This is a genomic window from Cellulomonas sp. URHB0016 (genome assembly GCF_054057935.1).
In genome coordinates this window covers 885613-900290 of record NZ_JBSRZU010000001.1, presented here as the reverse complement: position 1 = coordinate 900290, position 14678 = coordinate 885613, and the positions used below count along the sequence as shown (strand labels likewise).

Annotated in this window: 13 protein-coding genes; 6 read left to right on the top strand and 7 right to left on the bottom strand. The window is 71.4% G+C overall.

What is annotated here, in order from left to right; genetic code table 11:
- Positions 1-234: 234 nt before the first annotated feature.
- From ACVW07_RS04250 to ACVW07_RS04240, 3 genes are all read left to right on the top strand, one after another.
- Positions 235-1275: a hypothetical protein gene (locus tag ACVW07_RS04250; protein ID WP_456818034.1), complete on the top strand. Its 1041-nt coding sequence runs from the start codon at positions 235-237 to the stop codon at positions 1273-1275.
- 173 nt (positions 1276-1448) lie between these two features.
- The gene (locus tag ACVW07_RS04245; RefSeq protein WP_456818033.1) at positions 1449-1712 is read left to right on the top strand and encodes a hypothetical protein; all 264 of its coding nucleotides are present in this window, start codon (positions 1449-1451) and stop codon (positions 1710-1712) included.
- Positions 1713-1833: 121 nt separating this feature from the next.
- Positions 1834-4071, top strand: a complete 2238-nt coding sequence (locus ACVW07_RS04240; RefSeq protein ID WP_456818032.1) for an esterase-like activity of phytase family protein — start codon at positions 1834-1836, stop codon at positions 4069-4071.
- Between the two features lie 125 nt (positions 4072-4196).
- Here ACVW07_RS04240 and ACVW07_RS04235 read toward each other — a convergent pair whose 3' ends face one another.
- Positions 4197-4400, bottom strand: a complete 204-nt coding sequence (locus tag ACVW07_RS04235; RefSeq protein ID WP_456818031.1) for a hypothetical protein — start codon at positions 4398-4400, stop codon at positions 4197-4199.
- 565 nt (positions 4401-4965) lie between these two features.
- On the opposite strand from ACVW07_RS04235, the gene ACVW07_RS04230 reads away from it, so the two are divergent.
- From ACVW07_RS04230 to ACVW07_RS04220, 3 genes are all read left to right on the top strand, one after another.
- A complete protein-coding gene (locus ACVW07_RS04230) occupies positions 4966-6414 on the top strand; it encodes an endo-1,4-beta-xylanase (protein WP_456818030.1) in 1449 nt (482 codons plus the stop codon).
- 157 nt (positions 6415-6571) lie between these two features.
- Positions 6572-7468 carry an SDR family oxidoreductase gene (locus tag ACVW07_RS04225; protein WP_456818029.1) on the top strand — a complete coding sequence of 299 codons (897 nt, stop codon included), beginning with the start codon at positions 6572-6574 and terminating at the stop codon, positions 7466-7468.
- Between the two features lie 50 nt (positions 7469-7518).
- Entirely contained in the window at positions 7519-8208 is a 690-nt protein-coding gene (locus tag ACVW07_RS04220) for a GrpB family protein (RefSeq protein WP_456818028.1), read from the top strand.
- Between the two features lie 15 nt (positions 8209-8223).
- On the opposite strand, the gene ACVW07_RS04215 is transcribed toward ACVW07_RS04220, so the two are convergent.
- The 6 genes from ACVW07_RS04215 to ACVW07_RS04190 are packed head-to-tail and all read right to left on the bottom strand — an operon-like array spanning position 8224 to position 14643.
- Positions 8224-9045: an HpcH/HpaI aldolase family protein gene (locus ACVW07_RS04215; RefSeq protein ID WP_456818027.1), complete on the bottom strand. Its 822-nt coding sequence runs from the start codon at positions 9043-9045 to the stop codon at positions 8224-8226.
- Complete coding sequence (locus ACVW07_RS04210; RefSeq protein ID WP_456821023.1) at positions 9030-9815, bottom strand: 2-keto-4-pentenoate hydratase; 786 nt, start codon at positions 9813-9815, stop codon at positions 9030-9032. The genes ACVW07_RS04215 and ACVW07_RS04210 overlap by 16 nt, the downstream gene beginning before the upstream one ends.
- Before the next feature lie 5 nt (positions 9816-9820).
- Positions 9821-10903 (bottom strand): 3,4-dihydroxyphenylacetate 2,3-dioxygenase, encoded by a 1083-nt coding sequence (gene hpaD / locus ACVW07_RS04205; protein ID WP_456818026.1) that lies wholly within the window; start codon positions 10901-10903, stop codon positions 9821-9823.
- A gap of 1 nt (position 10904) precedes the next feature.
- Entirely contained in the window at positions 10905-12431 is a 1527-nt protein-coding gene (locus ACVW07_RS04200) for an aldehyde dehydrogenase (protein ID WP_456818025.1), read from the bottom strand.
- An 11-nt stretch (positions 12432-12442) separates the two neighbouring features.
- Entirely contained in the window at positions 12443-13156 is a 714-nt protein-coding gene (locus ACVW07_RS04195) for a GntR family transcriptional regulator (RefSeq protein WP_456818024.1), read from the bottom strand.
- Positions 13138-14643: a fumarylacetoacetate hydrolase family protein gene (locus ACVW07_RS04190; protein WP_456818023.1), complete on the bottom strand. Its 1506-nt coding sequence runs from the start codon at positions 14641-14643 to the stop codon at positions 13138-13140. The genes ACVW07_RS04195 and ACVW07_RS04190 overlap by 19 nt, the downstream gene beginning before the upstream one ends.
- Positions 14644-14678 lie beyond the last annotated feature (35 nt).

The following is a 14678-nucleotide window of genomic DNA, read 5'->3' as shown; positions in this document are numbered from 1 at the left end:
TCAGCCGGGTTGCACCGTGACGTCGGCGTTCGGTTCCCACCGTCATCGTGGTGGGCCTGGAGCCCGAGATCTCGACGCCGTGGTGATCGACATCCCGGAGTGCGGCACGCAGGCGCGTGTTCGTCCGGACGTCGCCTGAGGTTCGTCCGCCCAGCGGGATCACCTGTGATCGTGGGGCGGGCTGCCCGCACCGTCGTGGGCACCGTCATCCGTCCAGCCGTCCCCGGAGAACCGATGAACCTGCTCCGCAGCGCTCTGCCCACCGCCCTGGCCGTCGTTGCCGTCGCGGGCGCCGTGATGCCGCCGGCGTCCGCGTCCTCCGACCGCGGGAACGGGCACGACGAGGCGGCGCGGTACACCTTCGCCGTCATCGGTGACATCCCGTACGGGGCCGCCCAGATCGCGGCCTTCCCCACGTGGATCGACGAGATCAACGCCGCCGACCCCCAGCTGACCTTCCACGTCGGCGACATCAAGAACGGGTCGTCCCGCTGCAACGACCCGTACTACACACTGATCAGGTCGGACTTCGACCGTTTCGAGGCTCCGCTGGTCTACACACCCGGCGACAACGAGTGGACCGACTGCCATCGCGCGAGCAACGGGTCCTACGTCCCGCTCGAACGGCTCGCGTACGACCGTGCGGTCTTCTTCGCCCGTCCCGGCTGGTCGCTCGGACAGCACCCGGTCAGGCTCGACTCGGAGGCTCGCCAGGGATTCCCCGAGAACGTCCGGCTGCGCCGGCACGGCGTCGACTTCGCGGTCGTGCACGTGGTCGGCAGCAACGACGGGCTGCAGCCCTGGGACGGGCTGGGCAACGCGGTCGCGACCCCGGAGCAGGTCGCCGCCGAGAAGTCACGGATGGCGAACGCCCTGACGGTGGTCCGCGACACGTTCGCCACCGCCCGCCAACGCCACGACCGCGCCGTCACCGTCCTGCTCCAAGCCGACATGTTCGATGCGACCTCCACTCCGGCATGGACGGACATCTCGGCCTTCCAGCCTCTGGTGCAGACCCTCGTGGACGAGTGCAGCCGGTTCGACGGTCAGGTCTACCTCGTCAACGGTGACAGCCACCTCTACAACGCGGACCGGCCCCTCGCGACCGGGTCGCCCTGGCTCAGACCCTACGGCGTCGCCGGCTCGGCGGACAACCTGCGCCGCATCACCGTGGACGGCTCGAGCAACAACACGGACTGGCTACGGGTGACGATCAACCACCCGGGAGCGGCGGACGTCCTGAGCTGGGAGCGCATCCCGTACGTCGCGCAGTGACGTGGTCGAGGACGCCGACCGCCGTCGGCACCCGTGGGAGAGGGATCGAGCCGGCGCCGGCCCTGTCAGCCGTGATGTTGGGTGACACCTTCCCCGGTCGACACGAGCCGGCTGCCCGTGGTTCACGCGTCGCGACCACGCTCGTCCCCCGACCTGACGAGGGGATGTGAGCCGTGCGTGCCGTTCAAGAGCCGACGATGCGGTCGTCGTGGTGGGTGGTCGAGGAACCGACCTACGTCGTGGACCTCATGGCGAGCTCCGCTCACGCGGCTGAACGGTGGCGGCTGTCCGACGTCGACGACGTGAGCGACGTCCTCGAATGGGTCCGCCGTCACCAGCGCCACCGTGTGGCGACGATCAGCGTGGAGGTGTCCGACGAGTACGGGCTCATGCTGGTACCACTGACGCGACTCGCCTCGGTGCCCGCGCTCGCGTGACGCGTCGTGGACGAATCCGTCCGGTTGCCGGCGACGTCCGTCAGAGGGGTTCACGTGGCGGTCATCGGGTCCTCGACGCGTGGTCGGACGTGCGTCGCCGGGGTCCGGTTCGCTGGAGCGCATGAGACGCAGCGCAGCACTCTCGGTCCTCGTGGCGGCCGTCACGGCCGCCCTCGTGATGCCCGTACCGGCAGTCGCCGCTGACCGCGGTGGCGCGCCCGGTGCGCGGGGCGGTGCCACGGTCCTGCAGCCGACACTCGTGGCGCGCGCCACGCTGTCCGCCGACTTCCTGGCACCCGGGCCGCCTTCGGGGGCGCTCGCGACGGCCGCCAACGGACGGCAGGGCCCGTTCGCCGGTCAGGTGATCCCTGGCTTCTCCGGCATGGTCGACGTCGGTGACGGCACCTTCTGGGCCCTGCCGGACAACGGGTTCGGGACGAAGGCGAACTCCGCCGACTTCCTGCTGCGTCTCTATCACGTGACGCCGAGCTGGCAGACGGCCGACGGGGGAGAGGGCGCGATCGGCGTCGGGGAGTTCATCTCCCTGCGCGACCCTGACCACCGCATCGACTTCCCCATCGTCAACGACGCGACCACCGACCGCCTGCTCACCGGCGCCGACTTCGACGTCGAGTCCGTGGTGCGGGAGAAGGACGGCAGCTTCTGGGTCGGTGAGGAGTTCGGACCGTTCCTGCTGCACGTGGACCCGACGGGCGTGCTGCTCGGCGCGCCGGTGCCGTTCCCGGACGGGAAGTCTCCGCAGAACCCGTACCTGGCGGCCGGGGAGGTGCCGCGGGTGCGTGCGAGCCGCGGTTTCGAGGCCATGGCAGGGTCGCGTGACGGTCGGTTCCTCTACCCGATCACCGAGGGCGCGTTCGTCGACGACCCGGTGCAGCGACGCCGCACGATCTACGAGTTCGACACGGCCGGCGGCGCGTACACGGGCAGGACGTGGGCGTACCAGACGCACCAGGACGCCGACGTCGTGGGCGACGCGTTCATGACCGGCAGGCACGAGCTGTTGCTCATCGAGAGGGACGACTTCCAGGGTGCCGCCTCCGTGGTGAAGCGGGTGTACCGGGTCGACCTGGACCACACCGATGCCGACGGCTTCGTGACGAAGAGCCTCGTGCTGGACGCGCTGAAGATCGCCAACCCGGCACATCTCGGCTCGGGCGACGGCTACGGCACCGACGACCCGTTCTCGCTGCCGGTGCAGTCCTTCGAGACGGTGGTGCAGCTCCGGGACGGCCGGCTCCTGATCGCCAACGACAACAACTATCCCGGCAACGCGACGCGCATCCCGGGCACGCCCGACGACACCGAGATGGATGTCGTCGAGCTCCGGCAGACGAAGCCCTCCAAGCCCGGTGAGGTCACCGTCATCGGGCATCGCGGCGCCAGCGGGTACCGCCCGGAACACACCCTGGCCTCGTACGAGACGGCGATCCTGATGTGCGCGGACTACATCGAGCCGGACCTCGTCTCGACGAAGGACGGCGTGCTCGTCGCCCGGCACGAGAACGAGATCGGTGGGACGACGGACGTCGCGGACCACTCCGAGTTCGCCGACCGCAAGGCGACGAAGACCATCGACGGGCGCGCGGTCTCGGGCTGGTTCACCGAGGACTTCACCCTCGCCGAGCTCAAGACCCTGCGCGCCAAGGAGAGGCTCCCCGCCGTGCGCCCGGCGAACACGGTGTTCGACAAGCTCTACGAGATCCCCACCTTCGACGAGGTCCTCGATCTTGCGCGGCACTCCGTGACCTGCGACGGGCGGCCGGTCGGGGTCTACCCGGAGACCAAGCACCCGACGTACTTCGACTCGTTGGGGCTCTCCCTCGAGGAGCCGCTGCTGGCCCAGCTCACGGCGAACGGCATGGACGACCGCCGGTCCCCGGTGGTCATCCAGAGCTTCGAGACGGGCAACCTGCGCCAGCTCCACGACATGACGAAGGTCCAGCTCGTGCAGCTGGTGGACTGCTCCGGCGCGCCCTACGACCTGGTCGCGGCCGGCGACCCGAGGACGTACCGAGACCTGGTCACGCGCTCCGGTCTGGCGCAGGTGGCCCGATACGCCGGCGGCGTCGGGCTCTGCAAGGACCTCATGATCCCGCGGAACGGCGACGGCACGCTCGGCGCACCCACGTCCGTCGTCAGGGACGCCCACCGTGCCGGCCTCGTCGTGCACGGTTGGACGTTCCGCCGGGAGAACCAGTTCCTCCCGGCGGACTTCCGCAGCAGCACCGACCCGAACGCGCCCGGCGACCTCGCCGGTGAGATCCGGGTCTTCGTCGGCGCAGGCATGGACGGGCTCTTCAGTGACAACCCGGACGTCGCGGCCGGCACCGTCGGCTGACCACGCCCCCGGGGCGTGTCGAACGTTCGGGGAGCCCGCGCAGACTCAGGCGCTCAAGGTGGCGATGACCCGGGGTGAGGGGCCCGGCTCCGCATGGAGTCGTGGCCTCTGCGCCGTCGTGCCGGTCAGTAGCTCGGCGTGCGGTGCTCGTCGACGTCGACGACCGACCGGCAGGCAGCGCACTCGCCGGCGTCAGGGCCGTCGTCGACGGGGAAGCTCGTGATCGGCGAGACGTACTTGCCGCACACGCTCATGCCGTCGCGGAAGAAGTGCTGCCGGGTGTCCCCGCCAGTCAGGCGCAGCCAACCCTCGGACTGGGTGGTCCCCATGTCGAGCTCCTCTGGTGGGTCGCGGTGAAGCCGACCTCTATCGTCGCGGTGAGGTCGCTGCCGCAGCAGGGACGAACGGCCCGGGTCGTGGGTCCGGCGGATCGCTGGGCTGATCCGTACCGGGCGTCGCTCCTGCCGTCGATCGGGACCACCGAACGGCACGATCAGCAGGCCGGGCTGGCGCGCGCGGCGCCGTCGCGGTCGTGGAGGTGCAACGCCCTGACGGCGACCGGCCGTTCCTCGTGCGCCGTCGCCTGGCTCAGGCCCGGCAGAACGTCGCTGAGGAGCACACCGTCGGGTGCTCGAGCACGTCCTAAATGTTTCGGCACTGGCTTCGATAACGATATTTCGACACGGTGGGGGCCAAAGCCAGGCACACACGTTCGTCCGCCCACCTTCTCCCCGCGCAGCCGCTGTGGTCTGCGATGCCGGAGGCGGAGCGTGACGATGTCGATACGCCCGCACCGCTGCGCGGTGGTCCACGCGCACGCCGGGCGATCGCGCGTGCCGCGCCTGGCTGTCAGCGCCACCCGACGCCCATCGGGTGCCTACCGAGAGGTGCCACATGAGAACGACCCCGGCACGCGCGAGGACTGCCCTCGCCGCCGCGACGCTGGCCGTCGCCACCGCCGTCACCTGTATCGCCGCCGCACAGTCCGCCCAGGCGGCGGAGAGCACCCTGGGTGCGGCTGCGGCGCAGAGCGGCCGGTACTTCGGTACCGCGATCGCGGCGTACAAGCTCAGCGACTCGACGTACTCGACGATCGCGAACCGTGAGTTCAACATGGTCACGGCCGAGAACGAGATGAAGCAGGACGCGACCGAGCCGAACCAGAACCAGTTCAACTTCACCAGCGGCGACCAGATCGTGAGCTGGGCGGCCAGCAACGGCAAGAAGGTCCGCGGTCACACCCTGGCCTGGTACTCCCAGCAGCCCACGTGGATGCAGGGCATGGAGGGGTCGGCGCTGCGCAGCGCGATGATCAACCACGTGACCCAGGTCGCCACCCACTACAAGGGCAAGGTGTACTCCTGGGACGTGGTGAACGAGGCGTTCGCCGACGGCGGCTCGGGTGGGCGCCGTGACTCGAACCTGCAGCGCACGGGCAACGACTGGATCGAGGTCGCGTTCAAGACGGCCCGCGCCGCGGACCCGAACGCCAAGCTCTGCTACAACGACTACAACACCGACAAGTGGTCGGACGCCAAGACCCAGGGCGTCTACAACATGGTCAAGGACTTCAAGTCGCGCGGCGTGCCGATCGACTGCGTCGGGTTCCAGTCGCACTTCAACCCGAACAGCCCGGTCCCCTCGGACTACAAGACGACCCTGCAGAACTTCGCCGACCTCGGCGTCGAGGTGCAGATCACCGAGCTGGACATCGAGGGCTCGGGCTCCGCGCAGGCGACCAACTACCAGAACGTGGTGAACGCGTGCCTGGCCGTGACCAAGTGCGCCGGCATCACGGTGTGGGGCGTGCGTGACTCGGACTCGTGGCGTTCCTCGGCCACGCCGCTGCTGTTCGACGGCTCGGGCAACAAGAAGGCCGCCTACACCTCGGTGCTGAACGCCCTCAACTCGGTGCCGAACCCGACCACGCCGAACCCGACGACGCCGAACCCGACGACGCCGAACCCGACGACCCCGGCACCCACGACGCCGGCGCCGACGACGCCCGCACCCACGACGCCCGCGCCCAGCGGGGCGTGCTCGGTCGTCTACTCCGCGCCGAGCCAGTGGAACGTGGGCTTCACCGCCGGCGTGAAGATCACCAACAAGAGCAGCCAGGCGATCAACGGCTGGACGCTCACCTGGTCGTTCCCGGGCAACCAGACCATCACCCAGGCCTGGAGCACCGTCGCCAGCCAGAGCGGCTCGCAGGTCACCGCCAAGAACGCCAGCTACAACGGCACGATCCCGCCCGGCGGCACCGTCGAGTTCGGGTTCAACGGCGCGTACAGCGGCAGCAACCCTGCCCCGACGTCGTTCGCTCTCAACGGGACGGCCTGCTGACCGGCACCGCCTGCTGACCAGCACGTACTGCTGACGCCCGGCCGTCGCCCCCGAGGGGGCGGCGGCCGGGCGCTGGTCTAGGGTCCTGAGCGTGATCGAGGGCGCTCCCGTGCGAAGGCGACCGAGCGTCCCGACGGCCTTCGTGAAGGAGATGAGGATGTCCCCCGACCAGCTCACGTTCGACAACCCGGTCGAGCGCCACGCGCACATCAAGCCGCATGCCTCCTGGCAGCCGCTGCCCGGCCTCGACGCCGAGCTCGACCCGAAGGCCGACCACGGCGAGACGAGCTACCGCGGCACCGGTCGCCTGCCTGGCCGCAAGGCGCTCATCACCGGGGGTGACTCGGGTATCGGCGCGGCGGTCGCCATCGCCTTCGCGCGGGAGGGGGCCGACGTGGCGATCGGCTACCTGCCCGAGGAGCAGGTGGACGCGGAGGCCGTCGCGGCGGTCGTGCGTGCGGAGGGTCGCACCGCGGTCCTCATCCCCGGTGACATCCGGGACCGCGAGTTCTGCCGGTCGCTCGTCGCGCAGGCGGTGGAGGGCCTGGGAGGGCTGGACATCCTGGTGAACAACGCCGCCCACCAGGTGTACCACCAGTCGTTCGACGAGCTCGACGAGGACGACCTGCACCGCACGATCCAGACGAACACCTACGCGATGTTCTGGATCACGCGCGACGCGCTGCCGCACCTCGGGCCGGGCTCGACCATCATCAACAGCACCTCGGTGCAGGGGTACAACCCGTCGCCGATGATCATCAACTACGCGTCCACCAAGTTCGCCATCATCGGCTTCACCAAGGCGCTGGCCGCCGACCTGGCCCCGCGGGGGATCCGCGTGAACGCGGTGGCACCCGGCCCGGTCTGGACGCCGCTGCAGGTGTCCGACGGGCAGCCGACCGAGAAGCTGAACGGCTTCGGCGAGTCGTCCTGGCTCGGCCGGACGAGCCAGCCCGTCGAGCAGGCGCCCGCGTACGTGTTCCTCGCGTCGCCGGAGTCCAGCTTCGTGGTGGGTGAGGTCATCAACGTCAACGGCGGGGCGAACGTCCCCTGACGTGATCGGTCACCCGGTGGCGACGACCGCGGCGGCCTACCGTCTCCCAGGTGCGTACTCATCCGCTCTGGAACCCGTTCGAGATCCCGTCCGCGCAGGAGATCGACGCGGCACGAGCGGTGGCGGGTGCACGGTCACCCGAGCTGGTGGAGGTCGTGGCCCCGGATCCCACCTGGGCCGAGTCGTTCGCCGTCGTCCGCGACCAGATCCGCACGGCCCTCGGTGAGCGTGCGCTGGCCGTGGACCATGTCGGGTCGACGTCGGTCCCCGGCCTGTGGGCGAAGCCGGTGATCGACGTCGACCTCACTGTCGCCGACTCCGCCGACGAGGGTGCCTGGCTGTCCGACCTCGAGGCCGCAGGCTTCGTGCTGCTGGTCCGTGAGCCCGACTGGGAGGAGCATCGGATGGTCGGCGGCCGGGCGCCGACCAGCAACGTGCACGTCTTCTCGCCGGGAGCGCGCGAACCGCGACGAGCCCTGATGTTCCGCGACTGGCTGCGTGCGCACCCCGCCGACCGCGACGAGTACGCCGCGGTCAAGCGCGAGGTCGCCGCGCGCGGCTTCACGGACGGGATGCTCTACAACAACGCGAAGGCGGGGTTCATCTACGACCTGTACGAGAAGGTCTTCGCCGGAGACGCCCGGCACGAGCACGACCTCCACCCGCGGGCGGACGCGGTGGCCGAGGACCGACGGGCCCCGAGCGGGTCGCCGGTCGTCTCGCGCCCGACCGGAGAGTGACGTCGGGCGGCCGGTTCAGGAGCCATCCACGTCCGGGTCGGCGGCTGCGCGCACGAACCGGTCGGCAAGCCCTTCGGACCCCTGCGCGAGGAGGGTCACGTCGGATCCCACGAGCACGAACGAGGCGCCGGCGTCCAGGTACGCGCGCGCCAGGGCCGGGTCGAACGCGTTGACCCCCACCGGCCTGCCTGCCGCCCGCACGGCCTCGAGGGCGCGGCGGACGGCGGCGACGACGTCGGGGTGGCTCTGGCGGCCGAGCAGACCCATCGAGGCGGCGAGGTCGGACGGCCCCACGAAGACCCCGTCCACGCCGTCGACGGCCGCGATCGCGCCGGCCGCGGCGACGCCCTCGGCGGTCTCGACCTGCACGACGAGGGACACGTGCTCGTCCGCGCGCTCCAGGTACCCGTCGACGCGGCCCCACCGTCCCGAGCGGGCGAGCGCCGCACCGACGCCCCGACGCCCGCGTGGTGGGTACCGCACGGCGTCGACGACGGACCGCGCCTCCTCGGCCGAGGACACCATGGGGACGAGGAGGTTCTGCGCGCCGAGGTCCAGGACCTGCTTGATCGTGACGACGTCGCCGACCGGGACCCGCACCATCGTCGTCACCGGGTAGGCGGCGACGGCCTGGAGCTGCGCGAGCACCGACCCCAGCCCGTTGGGTGAGTGCTCCATGTCGATGATCAGCCAGTCCAGCCCGGAGCCCGCGCAGATCTCCGCGACCAGAGGGCTTCCGGTGCACAGCCACATGCCGACGAGCGGCCGGCCGCTCGGCCCCCGTGCCTGCTCGCTCTCGAGGGCGTCGCGGAAGGTCGGGGTCAGACGAAGCGGCATGTGATCGTCCCCAGGTCTCGGTAGTCGGCGAGCACGGTGTCGCCTGGGTGCACCCACATCGGACGGGTGAACGAGCCCGCGAGCACGAGCTCGCCGGCCGCCAGGTGGTCACCGTGCCGGGCCAGGGTGTTCGCCAGCCAGACGACCCCCATCCCCGGGTGGTCGAGCACGGCACCGGCGACGCCGGACTCCTCGACGGTCCCGTTGCGGTACAGCATCGCGGCGACCCAGCGCAGGTCGACGTCGTCGGGCCCGACGGGGACGCCACCGACGACCATCGCGCCCATCGCCGCGTTGTCGCTGATGGTGTCGACGATCGTGCGGCCCGGCAGGTCGATGCGGGAGGACAGGATCTCGAGCGCCGGGACCACGTGCTCGGTGGCACGCAGCACGTGGGCGAGCGTCGCGTCAGGGCCGTGCACGGGCTGAGCCAGGCGGAAGGCGAGCTCGACCTCGACCCGGACGTTCGAGAACCTGCCGTGCTCGATCGCGGCGCCGTTCTCGTACACCACGTCATCGAAGACGACCCCGTAGTCGGGCTCGTCGATGCCGGTCGCCGCCTGCATGACCTTCGACGTCAGGCCGATCTTGTGGCCCACCGGTCGCCGGCCGGCAGCCACCGCCCGGCGGCGCCACTCGCCCTGCACCGCATAGGCGTCCTCGACGGTCATGCCGGGGTGGCGCGCGGTCAGGAGCGGCACCGTGGTCCGGTCCCGCTCGGCGGCGGCGAGCTCGTCGGCGATCAGGGCGACGGCGTCGGCCGGCAGCACGCGAGTCACAGCTGGTGCCCCAGCTTGTACTCGCCCTGCTTCCAGGTCGGGAGGTGGCCGGGGGCGTCGCCCTGGCGGGTGTAGGAGAACCCGTCGGCCCCGATGGTGACCTCCAGCTCGCTGTCGTCCGTGCGCGCGACGACCGGCTGCGGGTGGCCGTCGAGGTCGAGGACGAGGGACGCCTCGGTGTACCAGGAGGGGACGACCGGGTTGCCCCACCAGTCGCGGCGCTGGTTGTCGTGGACGTCCCAGGTGACGACAGGGTTGTCCGGGTCCCCGGTGTAGTAGTCCTGCGTGTAGATCTCGACGCGGTGCCCGTCGGGGTCGCGCAGGTACAGGTAGAACGCGTTGGACACGCCGTGGCGGCCAGGGCCGCGCTCGATGCGGTCGGACATCCGCAGCGCGCCGAGCCTGTCGCAGATCGCCAGGACGTCGTGCTTCTCGTGGGTCGCGAAGGCGACGTGGTGCAGGCGAGGACCGTCGCCGCCGGTCATCGCGGTGTCGTGGACGGTGGGCTTGCGGCGCATCCACGCGGCGTACGTGGTGCCGGCCTCGTCCTGGATGTCCTCGGTCACCCGGAACCCGAGGTCCTCCATGTACCGCACGGCCCGCGGCACGTCGGGCGTGACCTGGTTGAAGTGGTCGAGACGCACGAGCGGGCCGGGCGGGTGCAGGTCGTAGCGCCACGCGAGCCGCTCCACGTGCTCGACGTCGTGGAAGAACTCGTAGGGGAAGCCCAGCGGGTCCTGCACCCGGACGGAGTCGCCGACCCCTGTCGCGAAGCCGGCGGCCCGCCGTTCGACCCGGCACCCCAGGTCGCCGTAGAACACGACCGCGCGGTCGAGGTCCTCGGGGGAGCGGACCCGGTACGAGAGGACGCCGACCGCCGCCACCGGGCCCTCGCGCAGGACCAGGTTGTGGTGGATGAACTCCTCGAACGAGCGCAGGTGGACGGTGTGCGCGTCCTCCTGCGTGACGACGAGGCCGAGGACGTCCACGTAGAAGTGCCGGGAGGCGGGGAGGTCGGTGACGACGACCTCCACGGAGGCGGCGCGCAGGATGTCAGGCGGGACAGGCCTCGTGTTCACGTCAGGATCCCTTGCCGAAGGTCGGGTTGTGCGCCTCGCCGAGCGAGACGTGCACGGCCTGCTGGTGGGTGTAGAAGTCGACCGAGCGGTACCCGCCCTCGTGGCCGAGCCCGGAGGCCTTGACCCCACCGAACGGGGTCCGCAGATCGCGGACGTTGTTGCTGTTGAGCCAGACCATGCCTGCCTCCACCGCCTGGGCGAATATGTGCGCCCGCCGGAGGTCGTTGGTCCAGACGTACGCCGCGAGGCCGTACCGCACGCCGTTGGCCAGCGTGAGCGCCTCCTCGTCGGTGTCGAACGGGGTGAGGGCGACGACCGGGCCGAAGATCTCCTCCTGGAAGATCCGGGCGTCGGGCGGGACGTCGGCGAACACGGTGGGTGCCACGTAGCTGCCGGTCGGGAAGCCCTCCGGCCGCCCACCGCCGGCGACCAGGCGACCCTCCGTCCGGCCGATCTCGATGTACCGCATGACCTTGTCGTAGTGCTCGGGGTGCACGAGTGCCCCGACCTCGGTGGTCGCTTCGTGCGGCGGGCCGACGACGACGCGCGCCGCCTGGGCGGCGTAGCGCTCGACGAACTCGTCGTAGACCTCGCGCTGGACGAGGATCCGGCTGCCCGCCGTGCACCGCTCGCCGTTGAGCGAGAACACGCCGAAGATCGTCGCGTCGATCGCGGCCTCGAGGTCGGCGTCGGCGAAGACGACGGCGGGCGACTTGCCTCCGAGCTCCATCGAGAGGCCCTTGAGGTGCGGCGCGGCGTTGGCGAAGATGAGCTGCCCGGTGCGGCTCTCGCCGGTGAAGGACAGGAGCGGGACGTCCGGGTGCCTGACCAGCGCGTCGCCCGCCTCCTCCCCGAGCCCGTGGACGAGGTTGAACACGCCGACGGGTAGCCCGGCCTCCTCGAAGATACCGGCCCACAGCGAGGCGGAGAGCGGCGTGAACTCCGCGGGCTTGAGGACGACGGTGTTGCCGGTGGCCAGTGCGGGCGCCAGCTTCCAGGACTCGAGCATGAACGGCGTGTTCCACGGCGTGATGAGCCCGGCGACGCCGATCGGCTTGCGGTTGACGTAGTTGAGCTGCCGGCCCGGGACCTTGTACGCGTCGTCCACCTGGGCCACGACCAGGTCGGCGAAGAACCGGAAGTTCTCGGCCGCCCGGCGCGCCTGGCCGAGCGCCTGGGTGATCGGGAGGCCGGAGTCGAAGCTCTCGAGCTCGGCGAGCCGGGCGTCCCGCTGCTCGACGATGTCGGCGACCCGGTGGAGGACCCGCGAGCGCTCGCGCGGGAGCAGGTGCGGCCAGGGCCCGTCCTCGAACGCACGCCTCGCCGCCGCGACGGCACGCGCGACGTCGTCGGCCTTGCCGGCCGCCGCATGCAGGTAGGTCTCGTTCGAGGCAGGGTCCAGCACGCCGAACGTCGCGCCGTCCACGGAGTCGGCGTGCTCGCCGCCGATGTAGTGCTGGAGGCGTCCGGGCAGGTCCGGGGGCAGGTGGCGGAGGGCTGCCACCGGGTCGGTCGTCGTCTCGCCCATGGGGTCGCCTCTCAGGGTGCGGTCGTCACACCGGCGTCGACCGGCGTCTGGTCGGGGTGCTCGTGGCTGAGGTAGGCCGCGAGCGTGGCCGAGCGGTGGGAGCGGGCCGCCCGCTCGATGTCCGCGAGGGGTGCGCAGGTCTCGACGAGGTCGAGGAGCGTCTCGTGCTCGCGCACCGACTCCTGCGCACGGCCGGGCACGAAGCTGAACGTCGAGTCACGCAGGTGGCCCAGCCGCACCCACTCCGCGTCGACGAGCGCGAGCAGACGAGGGTTCGGGCAGGCGGCGAAGAGCACGGCGTGGAACTCGTGGTTGAGCGACGTGAAGGTGCGCGGGTGGAAGTCGTGGAGCGACTCGACGAGACGGCGGTTCAGCTCACGAGCCAGCCGGAGGGCGTCGTCGGTCAGGTGGCGGGCCGCGAGCGCCGTGGCGGCTCCCTCGAGGATGGCCAGCGTCTCCATGCTGTGCCGGTACTGGGTGTCGTCGATCATCGAGACGCGGGCACCGACGTTGTGCTCGAACGTCACCAGCCCCTCGGCCTCGAGCCGTCGGATCGCCTCGCGCACCGGTACGACGCTCATGCCGAGCTCGTCCGCGATCGACCCGAGCACCAGGCGGTACCCCGGAGCGAGCTCCTCACCGGCGATCCGCTCCTTGAGCCAGTGGTAGGCGTGCTGCGACTTGCTGCGCGCGGACGCCGCGCCGGTCATCGGCTGTCGCGCCATGCGTCGAACCTCGCCCTCCGTCGCGCGTCCATCGGGAAGAGGCCGTCGAGGGGCTGGCCTGCGGCGACCTGCTCCGCGATCCAGCCGTCCTCCTCCTCCTGGGCGAGCGCGGCGTCGACGACCTCCTCGACGAGGCCGGGAGGGACGACGACGACCCCGTCGTCGTCGCCGACGACCACGTCGCCGGGCTCGACCGTCGTCCCGCCGCACGCGACGGCCACGTCGAGGTCCCACGGCACGTGCCTGCGCCCGAGCACCGCCGGGTGCGGGCCCGCCGACCAGACGGGGATGCCGACGGCGGCGACGGCGGCGTGGTCGCGGACGCCGCCGTCCGTGACCACGCCTGCGGCGCCGCGGGCGTGGGCACGCAGCGCGAGGATGTCGCCGAACGTGCCGGACCCGGTCTCGCCGCGCGCCTCGATGACGAGCACCTCGCCCTCGCCGACGCCGTCGAACGCGCGCTTCTGGGCGTTGTGGCCGCCGCCGTGCCGGGCGAACAGGTCCTCGCGGGCGGGCACGAGCCTCAGGGTGCGCGCCGTGCCGACGAGCTTGGCACCGGGGTGCATCGGCAGGACGCCGTCGATCGTCACCTCGTTCAGGCCGCGCCTGCGCAGCTGGGCGCTGAGTGCGGCGACCGGGGCCCGCAGGAGCTTGTCGCGCAGCTCGGCCGTGATGCGGAAGGGCTCGAGATCCACGCCCGCGGTGGTGCGCGAGCCCCAGGCCTCGGCGCGCTGCTGGTCGTCGACCGTGGGCAGCGACCCCAGGGTGCCGTCGAACCCGTGCTCGCCCTGGGTGACGGTCGTGACGAGCCGGCCGGACGTCGGCGCCCCGGGCGCGTCCGGCGCGTCGACCTCGACCTCGACCACGTCTCCGGGGACCACGACGGAGGAGCCGGCGGGAGTGCCGGTGAGGATCACGTCGCCCGGCTCGAGCGTGAGGTGCTGCGAGAGGTCGGCGACGAGCTGGGGGAGCGGGAACAGGAGCCCCGCGGTGCTGTCGTGCTGCCGGAGCTCGCCGTTCACCCACGTGCGCAGCCGCAGGCACCCAGGGTCGACCGCGCGGGCGTCGAGGAGACCGGGCCCGAGGGGGGTGTACCCGTCGCCGCCCTTGGACCTGAGGTTCGAGCCCTTGTCGTTCGTGCGCAGGTCGTACAGCCCGAGGTCGTTCGCCGCCGTGACCCACGCGACGTGGTCCCACGCCCGGTCCAGCGGCACGCGCCGGGCGGCGGTGCCGATGACGAGCGCGATCTCCCCCTCGAAGGCGAGCAGCTCGGTGCCGGGCGGACGCTCGACCGTGCCGCCCGAGGGTGCGACCGAGCTCGACGGCTTGAGGAAGTACGACGGGTCGGCGGGGCGGCGGCCGCGCTGGTCGGCGCGCGACGCGTAGGCGACATGGATCGCGACGATCTTCCCCGGACGGCCGGGAAGGGCCGAGAACCTCCGGTCCTCGTCGGGTGCCTCCTCGCCGGAGGTGCTGTCGTGGTTCATGCTCTCCTCGTCGGTGTGATGAGAGGGGTGGGCGT